The 13,374-nt window shown below is 60.7% G+C and carries 17 protein-coding genes and 1 pseudogene; 5 read left to right on the forward strand and 13 right to left on the reverse strand.

Going from position 1 to position 13,374, the window contains the following annotated elements; genetic code table 11:
• Positions 1-61 precede the first annotated feature (61 nt).
• Genes I6N89_RS22135 through I6N89_RS22185 form a run of 11 tightly spaced genes read right to left on the reverse strand, consistent with a single transcriptional unit; the run spans position 62 to position 7,681 of the window.
• Positions 62-229, reverse strand: coding sequence for a hypothetical protein (locus tag I6N89_RS22135; protein WP_007803456.1), 168 nt, complete (start codon positions 227-229; stop codon positions 62-64).
• On the reverse strand, positions 229-1,800 hold the full coding sequence (gene lnt, locus I6N89_RS22140; RefSeq protein ID WP_007803458.1) for an apolipoprotein N-acyltransferase: 1,572 nt from the start codon (positions 1,798-1,800) through the stop codon (positions 229-231). Before lnt ends, I6N89_RS22135 begins: the two co-directional genes overlap by 1 nt.
• On the reverse strand, positions 1,797-2,270 hold the full coding sequence (lspA, locus tag I6N89_RS22145) for a signal peptidase II (RefSeq protein ID WP_007803461.1): 474 nt from the start codon (positions 2,268-2,270) through the stop codon (positions 1,797-1,799). The genes lnt and lspA overlap by 4 nt, the downstream gene beginning before the upstream one ends.
• A gap of 4 nt (positions 2,271-2,274) precedes the next feature.
• Positions 2,275-3,057 carry a ZIP family metal transporter gene (locus I6N89_RS22150; RefSeq protein ID WP_007803463.1) on the reverse strand — a complete coding sequence of 261 codons (783 nt, stop codon included), beginning with the start codon at positions 3,055-3,057 and terminating at the stop codon, positions 2,275-2,277.
• A 22-nt stretch (positions 3,058-3,079) separates the two neighbouring features.
• Positions 3,080-3,538 (reverse strand): DUF411 domain-containing protein, encoded by a 459-nt coding sequence (locus I6N89_RS22155; RefSeq protein ID WP_007803465.1) that lies wholly within the window; start codon positions 3,536-3,538, stop codon positions 3,080-3,082.
• A gap of 3 nt (positions 3,539-3,541) precedes the next feature.
• Positions 3,542-4,915 carry a M23 family metallopeptidase gene (locus tag I6N89_RS22160; RefSeq protein ID WP_207020553.1) on the reverse strand — a complete coding sequence of 458 codons (1,374 nt, stop codon included), beginning with the start codon at positions 4,913-4,915 and terminating at the stop codon, positions 3,542-3,544.
• Positions 4,912-5,538, reverse strand: a complete 627-nt coding sequence (locus I6N89_RS22165) for an SCO family protein (RefSeq protein ID WP_007803468.1) — start codon at positions 5,536-5,538, stop codon at positions 4,912-4,914. The genes I6N89_RS22160 and I6N89_RS22165 overlap by 4 nt, the downstream gene beginning before the upstream one ends.
• Complete coding sequence (locus I6N89_RS22170) at positions 5,538-6,008, reverse strand: copper chaperone PCu(A)C (RefSeq protein WP_008327335.1); 471 nt, start codon at positions 6,006-6,008, stop codon at positions 5,538-5,540. The genes I6N89_RS22165 and I6N89_RS22170 overlap by 1 nt, the downstream gene beginning before the upstream one ends.
• A gap of 22 nt (positions 6,009-6,030) precedes the next feature.
• Positions 6,031-6,690, reverse strand: coding sequence for a DsbA family protein (locus I6N89_RS22175; RefSeq protein WP_007803472.1), 660 nt, complete (start codon positions 6,688-6,690; stop codon positions 6,031-6,033).
• The gene (locus I6N89_RS22180) at positions 6,687-7,109 is read right to left on the reverse strand and encodes a disulfide bond formation protein B (protein WP_007803474.1); all 423 of its coding nucleotides are present in this window, start codon (positions 7,107-7,109) and stop codon (positions 6,687-6,689) included. The genes I6N89_RS22175 and I6N89_RS22180 overlap by 4 nt, the downstream gene beginning before the upstream one ends.
• A gap of 5 nt (positions 7,110-7,114) precedes the next feature.
• Entirely contained in the window at positions 7,115-7,681 is a 567-nt protein-coding gene (locus I6N89_RS22185) for an SCO family protein (protein ID WP_007803475.1), read from the reverse strand.
• Between the two features lie 213 nt (positions 7,682-7,894).
• Between I6N89_RS22185 and I6N89_RS22190 the strand changes: the two genes are divergently transcribed.
• The 5 genes from I6N89_RS22190 (at position 7,895) to I6N89_RS22210 (ending at position 10,897) form a co-directional block, all read left to right on the forward strand.
• Positions 7,895-8,323 (forward strand): MerR family transcriptional regulator, encoded by a 429-nt coding sequence (locus I6N89_RS22190; protein WP_007803476.1) that lies wholly within the window; start codon positions 7,895-7,897, stop codon positions 8,321-8,323.
• Between the two features lie 82 nt (positions 8,324-8,405).
• Positions 8,406-9,026, forward strand: coding sequence for a cation transporter (locus I6N89_RS22195; RefSeq protein WP_008327361.1), 621 nt, complete (start codon positions 8,406-8,408; stop codon positions 9,024-9,026).
• A gap of 69 nt (positions 9,027-9,095) precedes the next feature.
• A complete protein-coding gene (locus tag I6N89_RS22200; RefSeq protein WP_007803479.1) occupies positions 9,096-9,659 on the forward strand; it encodes a transglutaminase-like domain-containing protein in 564 nt (187 codons plus the stop codon).
• Complete coding sequence (locus I6N89_RS22205; protein WP_007803480.1) at positions 9,649-10,614, forward strand: cation diffusion facilitator family transporter; 966 nt, start codon at positions 9,649-9,651, stop codon at positions 10,612-10,614. Before I6N89_RS22200 ends, I6N89_RS22205 begins: the two co-directional genes overlap by 11 nt.
• Positions 10,586-10,897 (forward strand): STAS/SEC14 domain-containing protein, encoded by a 312-nt coding sequence (locus I6N89_RS22210; RefSeq protein WP_007803481.1) that lies wholly within the window; start codon positions 10,586-10,588, stop codon positions 10,895-10,897. The genes I6N89_RS22205 and I6N89_RS22210 overlap by 29 nt, the downstream gene beginning before the upstream one ends.
• A 119-nt stretch (positions 10,898-11,016) precedes the next feature.
• Here the strand turns inward: I6N89_RS22210 and I6N89_RS22215 are convergent.
• Positions 11,017-11,804 (reverse strand): IS5 family transposase gene (locus I6N89_RS22215; protein WP_156114499.1). Its coding sequence is split into 2 segments (ribosomal slippage): positions 11,017-11,465 and positions 11,465-11,804, totalling 789 coding nucleotides; the frame shifts between segments, so codons are not numbered across the junction.
• 25 nt (positions 11,805-11,829) lie between these two features.
• Positions 11,830-13,230, reverse strand: a pseudogene (locus I6N89_RS22220) (TerB N-terminal domain-containing protein); the annotation flags it as partial.
• Positions 13,231-13,374 lie beyond the last annotated feature (144 nt).

The following is a 13,374-nucleotide window of genomic DNA, read 5'->3' on the forward strand; positions in this document are numbered from 1 at the left end:
TCGGGACCTCGAGCTATCAGGTCTTCAAGCCGCTGACACGTTTGCGCAATTTCGAAGCTCGCTAGCCGAGAACCCGCGACAGCACGATGGTTGCAAACAGGGCGACAAGTCCGAAGGCGATCGCAGACGCTACCGCATATTGGAGGATATCCAGGTGATTCCCCCTCCTCCGTCGTGCCAGATAGCCACCCCAGATCGCGCCTCCGATAGCGCTCACGATCACAAGCATCAGGATACCTCCGTTCCAAAATGCCGCGCATCGGGATCTCGTCCGAGCAAACTGGCCAGCCAGCCGAAGACCCAGCACCCAAAAACAAGAACCAACAAGGTCCAGTCGCCGAACCGCGCATAGGGCGTTGGAGTACGCGCGCCCGGCAGGCCGGCATCAATGGTGCCTGTTTCCCCGGTATCAAGACGCGCGACGACATTTCCATTGGCGTCGATGATCGCGGATATCCCAGTGTTGGCCGCCCGGACCACGGGAAGTCCCTCCTCGACCGCGCGCATCCGCGCGGAGGCGAGGTGCTGCTCGGGTCCGATGCTGGTTCCGAACCAGGCATCATTTGTGGCGTTGAATATCCAGTCGGGGCGGAAAAGGTCATCGACCACGTGGCCCGGAAAGATGATCTCGTAACAGATCGCCACCGCGACCAGAGGCGCGCCAGGGATCGCCAGCGTGCGCGGCCCTGGTCCCGGCGTGAAATCGCCCAACCCTTCGGTCAGCCGCTCGATGGGCAGCCAGCCTTTCAGGGGCACATATTCCCCGAACGGAACAAGATGATGTTTTGCATACCCCGTCAGAACCTCGCCGCTGCCGTCATAGGCCTGAACCGTGTTGAAATATCTGGTTCCCCCATCGCCCTCCACTCGGTCAGGCGCACCTGTCAGTAGGATCCTGCCGTCTGGCAAAGCTGCAGATATCCGCGCGCGTGCCGCAGCATCTTCGTCCAGAAAGCCGGGGAAGGCCGTTTCCGGCCAAAGCAGCAAATCGAAACGTCCGGGTTGCGCGGACAAGCCCAGGTATTTTTCCAAGGTTCGCTGGCGGCTGCCCGGTACCCACTTCTCGACTTGTGGCACATTGCCTTGGACGATGCGCAAAGCAACGTCTGTCGGCGGCATGTCCTGCCCTGACCGAAGCGCACCGCCAACCCAGAAACCCGCCACAGCAACGGCGAAGAGCACGAGAACAGGCGCGCGTCTCTTTGGCGCCGCCACAGTCAACACACCTGGCAATATGCCGATGAAGACCGTGAGAAAGCCCAAACCGTAGCTTCCGACCCAGGCGGCGGGTTGGCGCAGGGCGGCATAGTCGACAAGGGCATAAGCGGCAAGGTTCCAGGGAAACCCTGTCAGGACATGACCCCGCAGCCATTCCGTGGCCACCCAGCAGGTTGCAAACAGCAGGCCCGCCGCAATGCCGCCGACAGCTCGGCGCTGCATGATGGCGGCAAAAAGCATCGCCGCCATGCCCGGGAAGATGGCAAGTCCGGCGGACAGACCCGCGACCGCCGGAATCGCCAGTGCGCCGAAACGTTCGGCATCGACGTAAAAGCTCTCGGCGATCCAGGAAATTCCAATCCCGAATTGGCCCAGTCCGAAAGCCCAACCGACAAGGAAAGCGCGCGAGGTTGAGATGTTCCGGAGAACGATAAAGAGCACGGAGAAGGCGACAGGGACCGCGATGAGCCAAGAAAACGGCGGAAGAGTCAAAACCGTCAATCCGCCGGCAGCAAGGGCAAGACCCATGCGCTGGAACAGGTTCAGGTCCTCACTAACGAACTGCGGCAATCCCGGCTTCATGAATCGGTCTGAAGTCGAGCGCCAACCCACGGCGCAATGAGCAGCAGCATCACGCCGCCAACCACAAAAACATCGGCCATGTTGAAGGCAGGCCAGTGCGCCGTCCCGATGTAGAAATCGAGGAAATCCGTCACCGCACGATAGCGCAGGCGGTCCAGAATATTGCCGAGTGCACCGCCGATGATCGCACCATAGGCAATGGCCTCGACCCGGCTGCTGGTACGGACCAGCATGAACGCCAGCCAGACGCAGATGCCAAGCGCCAGTAAGACAAGGCTCCACCACGGCGCGCCGCCGAGAAGCCCGAAGGTCACTCCGTCATTGCGCAGGTAGATGAGATTGAAGCCGGGAAAGACCGATACGCCGGAACTAAGAACAGTCGCATTGGACACAACGATTGCCTTCGTTGCCTGATCGACAAGAAAGGCGATCAGCGCAGCAAGCAGACCGACGAAGAGGCAAGTTCTCATCAGCTTATCCCAGCCAGACGTCGAGGAACAACATGATCACAAGACCAACGGCGAGGCCGAGCGTCGCCCTGTTCTGATGGCCGGATCGGTGGGTTTCCGGAATGATCTCGTGGCTGATGACGTAGAGCATCGCACCTGCTGCGAAGGCGAGACCCCAGGGCAGCAGCGGTTGCGAAAGACTGATAATCCCTGCGCCGAGAAGTCCACCGACGGGCTCGACGAGACCGGTCAGAGCGGCGATGCCCCAGGCGCGAAGCCTGGAATAGCCCTCGCCGAGCAACGAAACCGCCACCGCCAGACCTTCGGGGGCATTCTGTAATCCAATACCGATCGCAAGTGGCAACCCGCCCGACAAACCGTCAGCCCCGAACCCGACGCCGACGGCAAGCCCTTCGGGAAAATTGTGGATAGTGATCGCGATGATGAAAAGCCAGACGCGCCGCAGCGATGCGGCGTCGGGACCTTCCCGCCCCGTCTTGAAATGTTCATGCGGTAGCCGTTCGTTCATCAGAGCGATCGCGCCCATGCCAAGCAGGATCGCAACACATACGATGGCCGCCGGGAGAGCACCGTTGTCGAACTGTCCTTCAGCTGCGTCGAGAGCCGGGATGATCAGCGAGAAGAACGAAGCCGCGAGCATGACACCCGCCGCGAAGCCAAGCAGCAGATCGCGCGTGGCCCGGGACGGGATGCGCCCAAAAAGAACGGGGACCGCCCCGACCGCGGTCAGCGATCCGGCGGCCAGGCTTCCAAGAAAGCCAAGCGCTATGGGGGAGAGGGGTTCCAATTGTTAAGGTTCTGCCGCGAGTTCAGTCAGGAGCCGAGTAGCTGGTGTAGACCTCGGTCGATCCGTCTTCGTGGATCAGGAAGACATCGTAAGCCTCCCGGTCGTCCTCCGGTCCCATGCCGGGCGACCCGTAGGGCATTCCCGGCACCGCCAGGCCTACCGCGTCTGGCCGGTCCTCCAGCAGGCGTTGGATGTCAGCCGCCGGCACGTGGCCCTCGATCACATAGCCGTCGACCAAAGCCGTATGGCAGGAGACCATGCGCTGCGGCACGCCATTGTCGAGTTTGAAGCGCACAAGAGATCCTCCGAACATGTCCTCGCCCATCGGCGCGAAGCCATTCTCCTCGAGGTGCTTCATCCAGGACAGGCAACAGCCGCAGCCGTTTGTCTTCCGGACGTCGATCTGAATCGCCTCTGCGACGGCCTGCGCCGCAGGAAGCAAGGCAAATGCGATGGCAAGGGCGGGAGTAAATCGTTTCATGGATCAAAGCCTTTCGGTTGTCGTCTGTGCAAATTCGCTGGCGAGCCTCTCAGCAAGAAGTGAACGCGCCTCACGCAGTCGCTCAAGCGCGGCCGTGTCGTCCGCTTCACGCTCGGCCGCCTCTGCCAATCGGTCGTCAGAGAGAGGGTCGGTTGGGCGACCGTCCACCAGCACTTCGTAATGTAGGTTGGGGCCTGTCGCGGTACCCGTCGCACCGACCCGCCCGATCATATCTCCGGCCATCACGCGTTGCCCTTGTGTGAGCCCGTCCGGTACGGCGCTCAGATGCGCATAGCGCGTCAGGGTGTCGGAGCCATGAGCGATCTCGACGACCCGGCCATACCCACCGCGTCGGCCGATGAAGCTAACGCGGCCCGGCGCCGTCGCCTGTACCGGCGTGCCGCGCGCCGCCGCGAAGTCGACTCCTGTGTGCATCCGTACATTGCCGTAGACCGGATGGGTGCGGCGCCCGAACACAGAACTCAGCCGTGCACCTTCGACCGGTTGCGCAAACACGCGCAGGACTTCTCCGTCGACATAGATCGTCGCTTGGCCGCTGCCGTCGTTCGGCCAGACGATTTCATAGACCGAGCCATCGATATCCAGTGCGGCAAAGGCAAGCTCGGGCTGACCAATCCTCTTGTTCCCGTCTCGGGCCTCGCGCCAAAGGAGGCGCATCGTCTCGCCACCCGCAAGATCACGACGGAAATCCACGGTGCCGCCCAGCATCTGCGCCAGGTCCACCGCAAAACGGGCGGGGATGTCTGCCGTGTTCAGGGCGGCGAAAATCGAGCTCTCGATCACCGCCTCGCCGGCGAAAGTCACCAATTCGGGATCCGGGTCCAACACGCGGGCGGCAAGCTGTTCGCCGAAGACCGCCTCTATCCGGACACCGTCTTCGACGGCGAGCTCTACACGACGCGGGTTGTCGTCCGTTGTGGAAACCACCGTAATGATGTGACCCGGACGCAGACGGCGCAGATCGTATTCCGTGCCAATCGCCAAGGCGATTTCGGCGCGATCCGAAGCATCCAGCCCCGCATCGGAAAGGACCGCATCAAGCGTCTCGCCGGACGCAATCTCCCGCGACCAGGTGACCAGCGGGGGCTCGATAGATGGCAAGGAGGTATCAGCGGGGGAAACGGTCAGGAGCGGCCGGGGTCTGAACTCGAATGCGATATCCGCCTGGGAGAGTGTAGGGCGGACCGAATTGGTTTCGGTAATCCGAGGCGGCGCAAGCGGATTGGGAGTCCAGAGGGTCGCTTCAGCAATCGCAGGGGGCACCGGTTCTTTGGACAGAACGCCAGAGATGGCGATGGCGGTCACCGAAAATGCGCCTGCGACCGCAACGGCCGCCAAGACAGTTCTTATCTTCATGTTGCCCCCTCTACGTCTTCTGTCAGTGCGCGCTGGATCTTCGGCACCGCGAATTCTCTTTGCTCGTGATAGTCGATCATGGTGACGAGCTCACCCTCGGCATCGAACAGGAATACGCTTGCCGTATGGTTCATCGTATAGCCGCCGCCCTCAGTCGGGACGCGCTCAAATGAGGCACGAAACCCTTCTGCAGCGCGGGCAATTTGGTCTTCCGGCCCCGTCCAGCCACGAATGACCGGATGAAAATAGCCGACATATTCGGCCATGGCCTCGACCGTGTCCCGCTCCGGGTCGACCGTGATGAAGACCACGTTCATCTCTGATGCTTCGTCGCCCAGTTCCTCAAGCCAGCCGGAAATATCCGATAGGGTCGTCGGGCAGACGTCCGGGCAGTAGGTGAACCCGAAAAACACCATTGTGGGACGACCGATCAGGTTGCCAGGCCCTACCTCATTTTCCTCGTGGTCGGTCAGCCGGAACTCCATCGCCGATAGGGGCAGGGGCCGCTGCCCTTTTGGTTCAGGCGCACCGGGCCCGTCCACCCGCCACCAGCCCACGAAGAGCGTCAGGCCAAGAACGCCGGCACCGGCTGCGCCGTATAGAAGGAGCTGCCGACGTTGCATCAGCCCTCCGGTCCACGCGCGGCGATTCCGAGGATTGGGACCTCGACCGTCACCTTGCCGCCATCCGAGAAGGTCAGTGTCAGCGGGAAATTCTCGCCTTCGGTCATCGGCTCTTGCAGCTTCATGAGCATGGCGTGCAACCCGCCCGGCTCCAATGCCACGCTTTGGCCGGGCTCAATCGTGATCTCGCCTGCAGGCGCCATGGAACTGACGCCATCGGAGTTGGTTTTCGACTCATGGATCTCGGGCATCATTGCCAGCGGTGTCGCAAGTCCGGTCAGCGTAACGGCGTCTTCACCCGTGTTGCGCACGGTCATATAGGCGGCACCTGGCCTGTTGACGCCGATCGAGGCGCGGGACCACGCATTCTCGACCACGACATCCTCCGAACCGGCCAGTGCGGGGGCCGACAGCCCTGCAACCGTCAAAAGCACGGCCAATGCATTGGTATATCTCAACTTCTTCACCACTCGTTTCTCCTGCCTCCGCAAATCAGCTTTGGCTTGCCGCAACTTCCACTGCCACCAGCCTCTGCAATTCGGCCTCACCGAACGGATCGAGAGGCTTGCCGTTCACGAAGAACGTGGGCGTTTGGCGGACCCCGACTGTCTCGACATCGGCGCGGTCCTGGTTGAGCACCGCCACAACACCGGGGGCCAGCATCTGTGTCCGGGCAGCTTCGACATCCAGACCTCCGCTTGCTGCAATCTCAAGGATCAATCCGGGTGCCGGGGTCCCGTGAGACGCCCATCTGGGCTGCTCTCGCAAGACTGCCTCGAGCACAGGTTCAAACACGTCCTGCATGCGCGCCGCCTCGAGCACACGGATCGCTTCTACCGACGCCTCGCCGTGAAAAGGCGTATAGCGGATTACAACGCGCACCGCGTCTCCGTGCTCCGCCATGATATCCTCGACGACCGGATAGAAAGCGCGGCATGCCTCGCAGGCCGGGTCGAAGAATTCAACGATGGTTACGGGCGCATCCTCGGGCCCGAGGATCGGGGAATAGGGTCGGATCAGCGCGTCGGCCATTTCAGGGTCGATGGGATCGGACGCGGCAATCGGGTCGGGGCGGGTGGCATACCAGGCGGCACCGCCGAAACCGGCGACCCCGAGCGCGAGAACGGACAGGATGAGGCCGCGTCGTTTCATTTTTGTGTTTCCTTCAGTGAGAGAGCCGACAGCAGACCGATCATCGCGAAGGCGACGAGCGCCATCAAAGGAATCGGAATGCCGAAGACCAGTTGATTGTCGTCGGTACAGGATGGGCCGGTCGCCGTGCAGGGCTGGATACGCTCGGGGATAACGCCGACATAGAGGCCCAAGTGCCAAAGCGCGACGGCGGCACCGCCCAAAGCCAGCGCGATCCCGTAGCGACCCACGCGCCGATCCTGCCACCACAGCCCAAGCCCGAGGATGATGGCCAAGGGGAACATGAAGGCACGCTGGAACCAGCAGAGCACGCAAGGTGTCTGCCCCAGAACCTCGCCGATGAAGAGCACGGCAAGCGACGCGGTGAGCGCGATGATCCAGGCCAGGCCAAGGGCCGTCTCTCCGGAAAGTCGGGTCATGACGATCAGATCCTCTGTCTCAGATCGGCGAGGATCTCTTCGGCGGGCGTGCCGTAGGGCCAGGAGTCCGCGAAGCCTGCTTGCGTGTCGAAAAGGAAAAGATGCGACGTGTGACCCATCGTGTATCCGCCCGGCGCAGTCGCCTGCTCGATCCGCTCAAAGAATATCGGAAAGGTTTCGGATGTCGCGGCGATCTGCTCCGGTGTACCGGTCAGCCCGATGATCCCTGCGTCGAACAGGGGCACATACTCGGCAAGTGCAGTCGGCGTATCCCGCTCCGGATCAATCGTTATGAAAATCGGCTGAACCATTGCTGCCTCATCGCCCAGGCCCTCCATCACGGCCGCGACTTCGGACAGTGTTGTCGGACAGACGTCGGGGCAATTGGTGAAGCCAAAGAAGACCAGCATCCAGCGCCCTGCGAAATCTTCGTCCGTTTGGACCATGCCGCGATGATCGGTCAGTTCGAAATCAGCAAGAAACGGTGGTTCACTCTCGGTGCGGGCAAGATCGGCACGGTAGTCGGACCATAGCAACAGCCAGATGAAAACGAACGCCGCCGCGCCCGCCAACACCCACAATACCTTCTGAAGACCTGAAAGCCTCACGCCGCTCCGCCCGAACCTGATTCTATATTTTGTGTGCGTTTACATCCTCTAGCTACTGTAGGTTCAAGCGTGATTGTCATCGATCGGCCAACAATCACCGATCTGTGAAACTCGGGTGAAGCTTGTGATGCGCACCGCATAAAGCTACACCCACTGTAGGTAATGTGGGGAGCGGAAATGCTGACGATTGGGACGCTGGCGAAGAAGACCGGAACAAAGGTGCAGACCATCCGGTATTACGAGCAGATCGGACTTATGCCTGAGCCCGGCAGGACCGAGGGGGGCCAACGACGCTATGGCGACGCCGAACTCGACCGCTTGTCATTCGTCCGGCACGCACGGCAACTGGGGTTCTCGTTGGACGCGATCCGTGAGCTCCTCGATCTCAGCGATCATCCGGGAAAGTCCTGCGCTGAGGCGGATGCAATAGCCCGTCGGCAACTCAAACAGGTCGAGCAACGATTGGCGCGGCTCGAGGCGCTGCGGACGGAATTGAAGCGGATGGTGCATGAGTGCAGCGGCGGACAGACTTCTGATTGCCGTGTGCTCGAGGTACTGCGCGACCATTCCGAATGCCTGACCGACCATGAAGAGATCGGCGCCTGAGCAATTTCGACGACCTTTGATCGGAACGCAAAAAGCCCGGTGTTAGTTACTCATTGGCAATTCACTAATTTGGATACCCGGCATGGCGGAGCAGAGAAACGCAACGGAAAGACGCACACTCTGGATCGTGCTGGGTCTCAACATCGGGCTGGCAGTCGCTTTCTTCGCCTCGGGCGCATTCGGCGAGTCAAGCGCGCTTATCGCCAATGGCCTCGACAATCTGTCGGACAGTTTCGTCTACGCGATCAGCCTCTTCGCGCTGTCCCGCTCCGCCAAGTGGAAGCGCGGAGCGGCGAACGTTTCGGGCGGCCTGCTGATCCTCTTCGCCCTTGGAATCCTGTATGACGCGTGGCGCCGCTACGTCGGCGGATCGGATCCTCTTGGCACGATCATGATTGTCATGGCGCTGGTAGCGGCGGCCATCAACGCACTTTGCGTCTGGCTGCTGGCACGGCTTCGCGATCCAGACGTAAACATCCGAGCGGCGAATACGTTCAGCTGGAACGACTTCGCGGCCAATCTCGGAATCGTCGTCGCAGGCGGGCTCGTAGCCTGGCTCGGAACGAATTGGCCGGACCTTGTCGTGGGCGTGATTGTCGCCGGCATCGCGGCCTGGGGTGGCGTCGGAATCCTGAGAGACGCGCATGGTGAACACCACAAGGCGGTGCACAATGACGATCAGGTAACCAAGGACTCGGCCTGAAATCGGGGCTTGAAGCTACAGTGACTGTAGCAACTACATATTCTCGTGAACGATTCGAGGAGGTATCCCGTGAACCCCGCCGACCCTCATTTGGCCAAAACCCGGCTGCTGGATTTTGACGCGACCTCAATTGCAAAACTGATCGAGGAGCGCGGCTGGGCAGACCTTCCCAGCGACGACCGAATTGGGGCCATCTACGATTTCGTCAGGAACGAGATTACCTTCGGCTACAACCGCGCCGACGACATTCCGGCGTCCGAGGTCCTCGCAGATGGCCACGGGCAGTGCAACACCAAGGGCACGCTCCTCATGGCCCTGCTGCGTGGCGTGGGAGTTCGCTGCCGACTGCACGGGTTCACAATCCACAAGGCGCTTCAGAGAGGCGTCGTTCCGGAACTCGTCTATCCCCTCGCGCCGTCCGAAATCCTCCACTCCTGGGTAGAGGTGGACTTGGGCGACGGATGGGTCAATCACCGCCAGAACTTCGGATTTGTGCGCGACTTGCTCTATCGCCACGTCATCCGTCACTGGATGAATGCCAGGGTTCGCCGCATCCGCCGCGGAATCTTGCCGCCGGTCCCCGGATTCGATCGGCCGAACCACCGCCATGAGGAGACGAACCGTGCCGCATGATCACGGCCACGCCCACATCGATCCTCAATCCGGTGATCGTCGCGTCTCCATCGCCATCTGGGCCAACGGCCTCCTGACGGTCGCGCAGATCGTCGGCGGGATCCTTTCCGGCAGCCTCGCGCTGATCGCGGATGCCCTCCACAATTTCTCGGACATGGCGTCGCTGGTGATCGCCTTCTTCGCGCGTAAGATCGCTCGCCGCCCGGCGGACAAGCGCATGACCTTCGGCTATGGGCGGGTAGAAATCGTCGCAGCGCTCATCAACTACACGACACTTATCCTGATCGGCTTCTACCTGATCTACGAGGGTGGCATGCGCATGATCGACCCACCAGAGGTACAGGGCTGGACGGTGGTGATCCTGGGCGGTGTGGCACTGGTCGTCGACACGTTGACGGCGCTGCTCACCTATTCGATGCAGAAAGGCAGCGTGAACATCCGTGCGCTCTTCCTGCACAACCTATCGGACGCTTTGGCCTCCGTGGCGGTCATCATCGGCGGCTCGCTCATCCTCCTCTACAACATGCGGTGGGTCGACCCGGCGATCACCATCGGCATCGCTCTCTACATCCTCTACCTCGCATTTACCGAGATCGGCGGTCCGATTCGGACGCTGATGCTCGGCAGTCCACCGGACATCGATAATGAAACCGTCGTTCAGGCGATGCGGGGTGTGGATGGTGTCGCGGACGTTCATCACGTGCATCTGTGGCAGATGCAGGAGCACGAGGCGGCTCTGGACTGCCACGTCGTGCTGACAGCGGACGGCTGGGGTCAAATCGAAAAGATCAAGGCCGCGATCAAGGACCGGCTGAAGGACGATTTCAGCATCGGTCATTCGAGTCTGGAATTTGAGCACGAAGACCGCGCACACGAAAACGCTGACCTTTACGGTCACGGCAAACCGGAAAAAGAGGAGGAAAACCATGTTCACCGAGACACTGACAGCTCATGACGACACGATTGGCCTCGCCTGCGAGGGCAAGCTCAGCGAAAGCGACCTGAAACGGATGCACGCCCTGCTTCATGAGCGCCTGCAAGAGACAAGTAAGCCCGGCCTGGTTCTCGATCTCACGAGGTTCGAAGGCTACGATGGGCCGTCCGCTCTGCTCGAAGATCTGAAAATCGACACAGCCCATAGGAATGACTTCCGCCGCGTCGCTGTGGTGGGCGAAGGGGCTTTGTTGGAGTGGGGAACCAGGTTCGCCGACGTGCTGACCACGGCAGAACTCCGTTAGTTCGACCCGGCGGAAATGAAGGCGGCAATCGCCTGGGCAAGTGAAAGGTAGAGTAGCTTTCAATCAGATGCCTTCGCAGAAGACAGCATCTGTTCGAAACCATAAACAAAAAAACTAGGTCATGTTGACAAATGGCGGATCCAGAGACGGATCGACGTGATGTCAATGAAGCCGAGGAAGCTTTCCGCCGTCTTGTCGTAGCGGGTCGCGACACGCCTGGCGTTCTTGAGCTTGTTGAAGCAGCGTTCGACCAGATTCCGCAGGCGATACAGCGAGCGATCGACACCAATCCGCTTCTTGCGGGACTTGCGCATCGGTATCACGGGCAGGACGTTGCGCGCCTCCATGCCTCCTCTGATCTTGTCTGCATCGTAGCCGCGATCCGCGAGCAGCACGCTCGGGCGGGGCAGATTATCCGCCATCACCAGATTGAAGCCGAGATAGTCCGACGTCTGGCCTGGCGTGATCTCTGTCCTCATGGGAAGCCCGTGTGCATTGACGAGGAGGTGGATCTTGGTCGTAAAGCCACCTCGAGAACGGCCGAAACCCTGTCGTGGAGTCCCCCTTTAGCGCCCGCTGCCTGATGGTGGGCGCGGATCACGGTGCTGTCGATCATTTGCAGGGCGCTTGGCACGGCTCCGCTCTGGTTCAGAGCATCCATTATGTCCTCCCAGAGGCCCGCCAGTGTCCAGCGCCGGAACTGTCGGTAAACGCTTGACCATTTGCCGAACTCGCCAGGTAGGTCCCGCCATGGCGCCCCGGTTCGGGCAATCCAGAAAATCCCATCAAGGACGAGGCGGTGGTTGGTGGCTTTGCGTCCGTTCGGGGCGCGGGCGGCGAGGATGAAGCGCTCAAAGAACGCCCATTCCTCGTCCGATATAAGGTTTCGTGCCAAGCTGGTCTCCATCGCAGATGCCAGCTTGAATCATGCCCTACGCCCGAGGGGAATCCCTTTTGTCAACACGACCTAGGAACCATTCAAGGTTTGCACGCAGCCTGCGGCGTTCCTGATCGCTGAGGGTCGCGGCAGAAACCTGATCTTCCAACGCCCTGCGTTCAGGCTCCGCGATGCGACCATCCGCATGGACGACGAACGACCCAAGTGCCAATTCGATCAAGGCGCTTCGATAGCTGTCGGAAACTTCCTCCAGTCTTTCGATGGGTTCACCCAGACTAAAAAGCACAACGGGCTCCTCCGCCTTGGGCGACCGGAGAGCAAACCGAGGGTCGGGTGCCAGACCGAAACCGAGGCGCGCGAGCGCGTCGGCGGCTCCAGTCATTTGCCGTTTCCCGATCTTCTCGTTCGTTTCTCCCTCCAGACGCCCGATCACCTCCTCAAGCGGCACCAATCCCCCCCGATCGACAATATCGCTTGCCCAAGATTTCAAGTGGTCCATTTCCTCTGATGGGAAGGCATCCCACAGTTCAGAAGGCAGCAAGGCATGCGCTTCAACGCTTCCGCGACCATCAGGATTTCGGCCCAAGAAGCGACTGAGCTTGTCGAGATCGTTCATCACCTCGTCAGCCAACTCCTGGGCAATCTCGACCGGTTTGCGCAGGCCGGAAATATCCGGGACCGGCTTGCCATCAACGGTTGGGTTGGCAGATCCCTGAAACTCGCTGGAGGCGGCGCGATAGGATGCCGTGAGTGATTTCCGGGGTTTTGTCACTTTGAGCCCATCAGGAAAACGCCGATCAAACCGCATACGGAAAAGAGCGGCGAACTCGTCACGGCACCGCGTCGCGGGAGTTCTCAGATTTGTTTCCGGATGGCAGATGAACCAACTCAGCAACCAGTCAGCCGTCAGGTTCTCGCCTTTGTCGATCTGGGCTCCGATTGCGTATTTGAGTGAGAACGGAAGTTCCCAGCCCTGCTTCTCGAAAATCGGCTCGATAGCGTCAAGGTCGGTTTCGGCAATCATTGCGATATCGAGGAACTCGCCCAAATACCGCCTGACGGAATGGTTATCAGGGTAGAGTGACTGCAGCCGCCGAACTTCCTGGACGATCTCCTTTGCATCTTCGTTCGACTGATCGACGAAGAAGCGACGCTCCAGCCCGTAGAAGTACAGGAACATGTAGCCGGGGTTATAGGAGGCGTCGCTTCGCCCAGTTGCCAACCACTCCAAGTAGGTTGCTCGACACTGGGGTGAGATATCCGAGTATCCGGGCCAATACGGCATGCCATCGCCAGCCTTGTCCCTGCCCGAGCGCGCGACCGGCAGGGATGGATCGATATAGGCTCGGCATTTGTCGCGATACCCGTAAGAGTTCAGCAAGGGAGGCGTGCCAACATAGACCATCCCGCCGATGTTGCGACCGGCGACGCTAGCTGTTTCGCTAGAGGGGACCCACCCGTGTCAATCGGCACCGAAAAATGACCCCCTATCGGCGTCCAAAAATGACCCCCTCATGCACGACGTAAGCTGGCCCGATGCGGTGTAGCCACCACACAGCGCAGCCGCGTCGGGCCAGCG

This window comes from Salipiger abyssi (assembly GCF_017311415.1).
GTDB lineage: Bacteria > Pseudomonadota > Alphaproteobacteria > Rhodobacterales > Rhodobacteraceae > Salipiger > Salipiger abyssi_A.

What these genes read in the sequence shown, in the direction of transcription:
- I6N89_RS22155 (WP_007803465.1), bottom strand. Translation starts at nt 3,538, where the DNA reads ATGAAACGATTTACTCCCGCCCTTGCCATCGCATTTGCCTTGCTTCCT.
- I6N89_RS22175 (WP_007803472.1), bottom strand. Translation starts at nt 6,690, where the DNA reads ATGAAACGACGCGGCCTCATCCTGTCCGTTCTCGCGCTCGGGGTCGCC.
- lnt (WP_007803458.1), bottom strand. Translation starts at nt 1,800, where the DNA reads ATGAAGCCGGGATTGCCGCAGTTCGTTAGTGAGGACCTGAACCTGTTC.
- I6N89_RS22210 (WP_007803481.1), top strand. Translation starts at nt 10,586, where the DNA reads ATGTTCACCGAGACACTGACAGCTCATGACGACACGATTGGCCTCGCC.
- I6N89_RS22160 (WP_207020553.1), bottom strand. Translation starts at nt 4,915, where the DNA reads ATGAAGATAAGAACTGTCTTGGCGGCCGTTGCGGTCGCAGGCGCATTT.
- I6N89_RS22180 (WP_007803474.1), bottom strand. Translation starts at nt 7,109, where the DNA reads ATGACCCGACTTTCCGGAGAGACGGCCCTTGGCCTGGCCTGGATCATC.
- lspA (WP_007803461.1), bottom strand. Translation starts at nt 2,270, where the DNA reads ATGAGAACTTGCCTCTTCGTCGGTCTGCTTGCTGCGCTGATCGCCTTT.
- I6N89_RS22135 (WP_007803456.1), bottom strand. Translation starts at nt 229, where the DNA reads ATGCTTGTGATCGTGAGCGCTATCGGAGGCGCGATCTGGGGTGGCTAT.
- I6N89_RS22190 (WP_007803476.1), top strand. Translation starts at nt 7,895, where the DNA reads ATGCTGACGATTGGGACGCTGGCGAAGAAGACCGGAACAAAGGTGCAG.
- I6N89_RS22195 (WP_008327361.1), top strand. Translation starts at nt 8,406, where the DNA reads ATGGCGGAGCAGAGAAACGCAACGGAAAGACGCACACTCTGGATCGTG.
- I6N89_RS22165 (WP_007803468.1), bottom strand. Translation starts at nt 5,538, where the DNA reads ATGCAACGTCGGCAGCTCCTTCTATACGGCGCAGCCGGTGCCGGCGTT.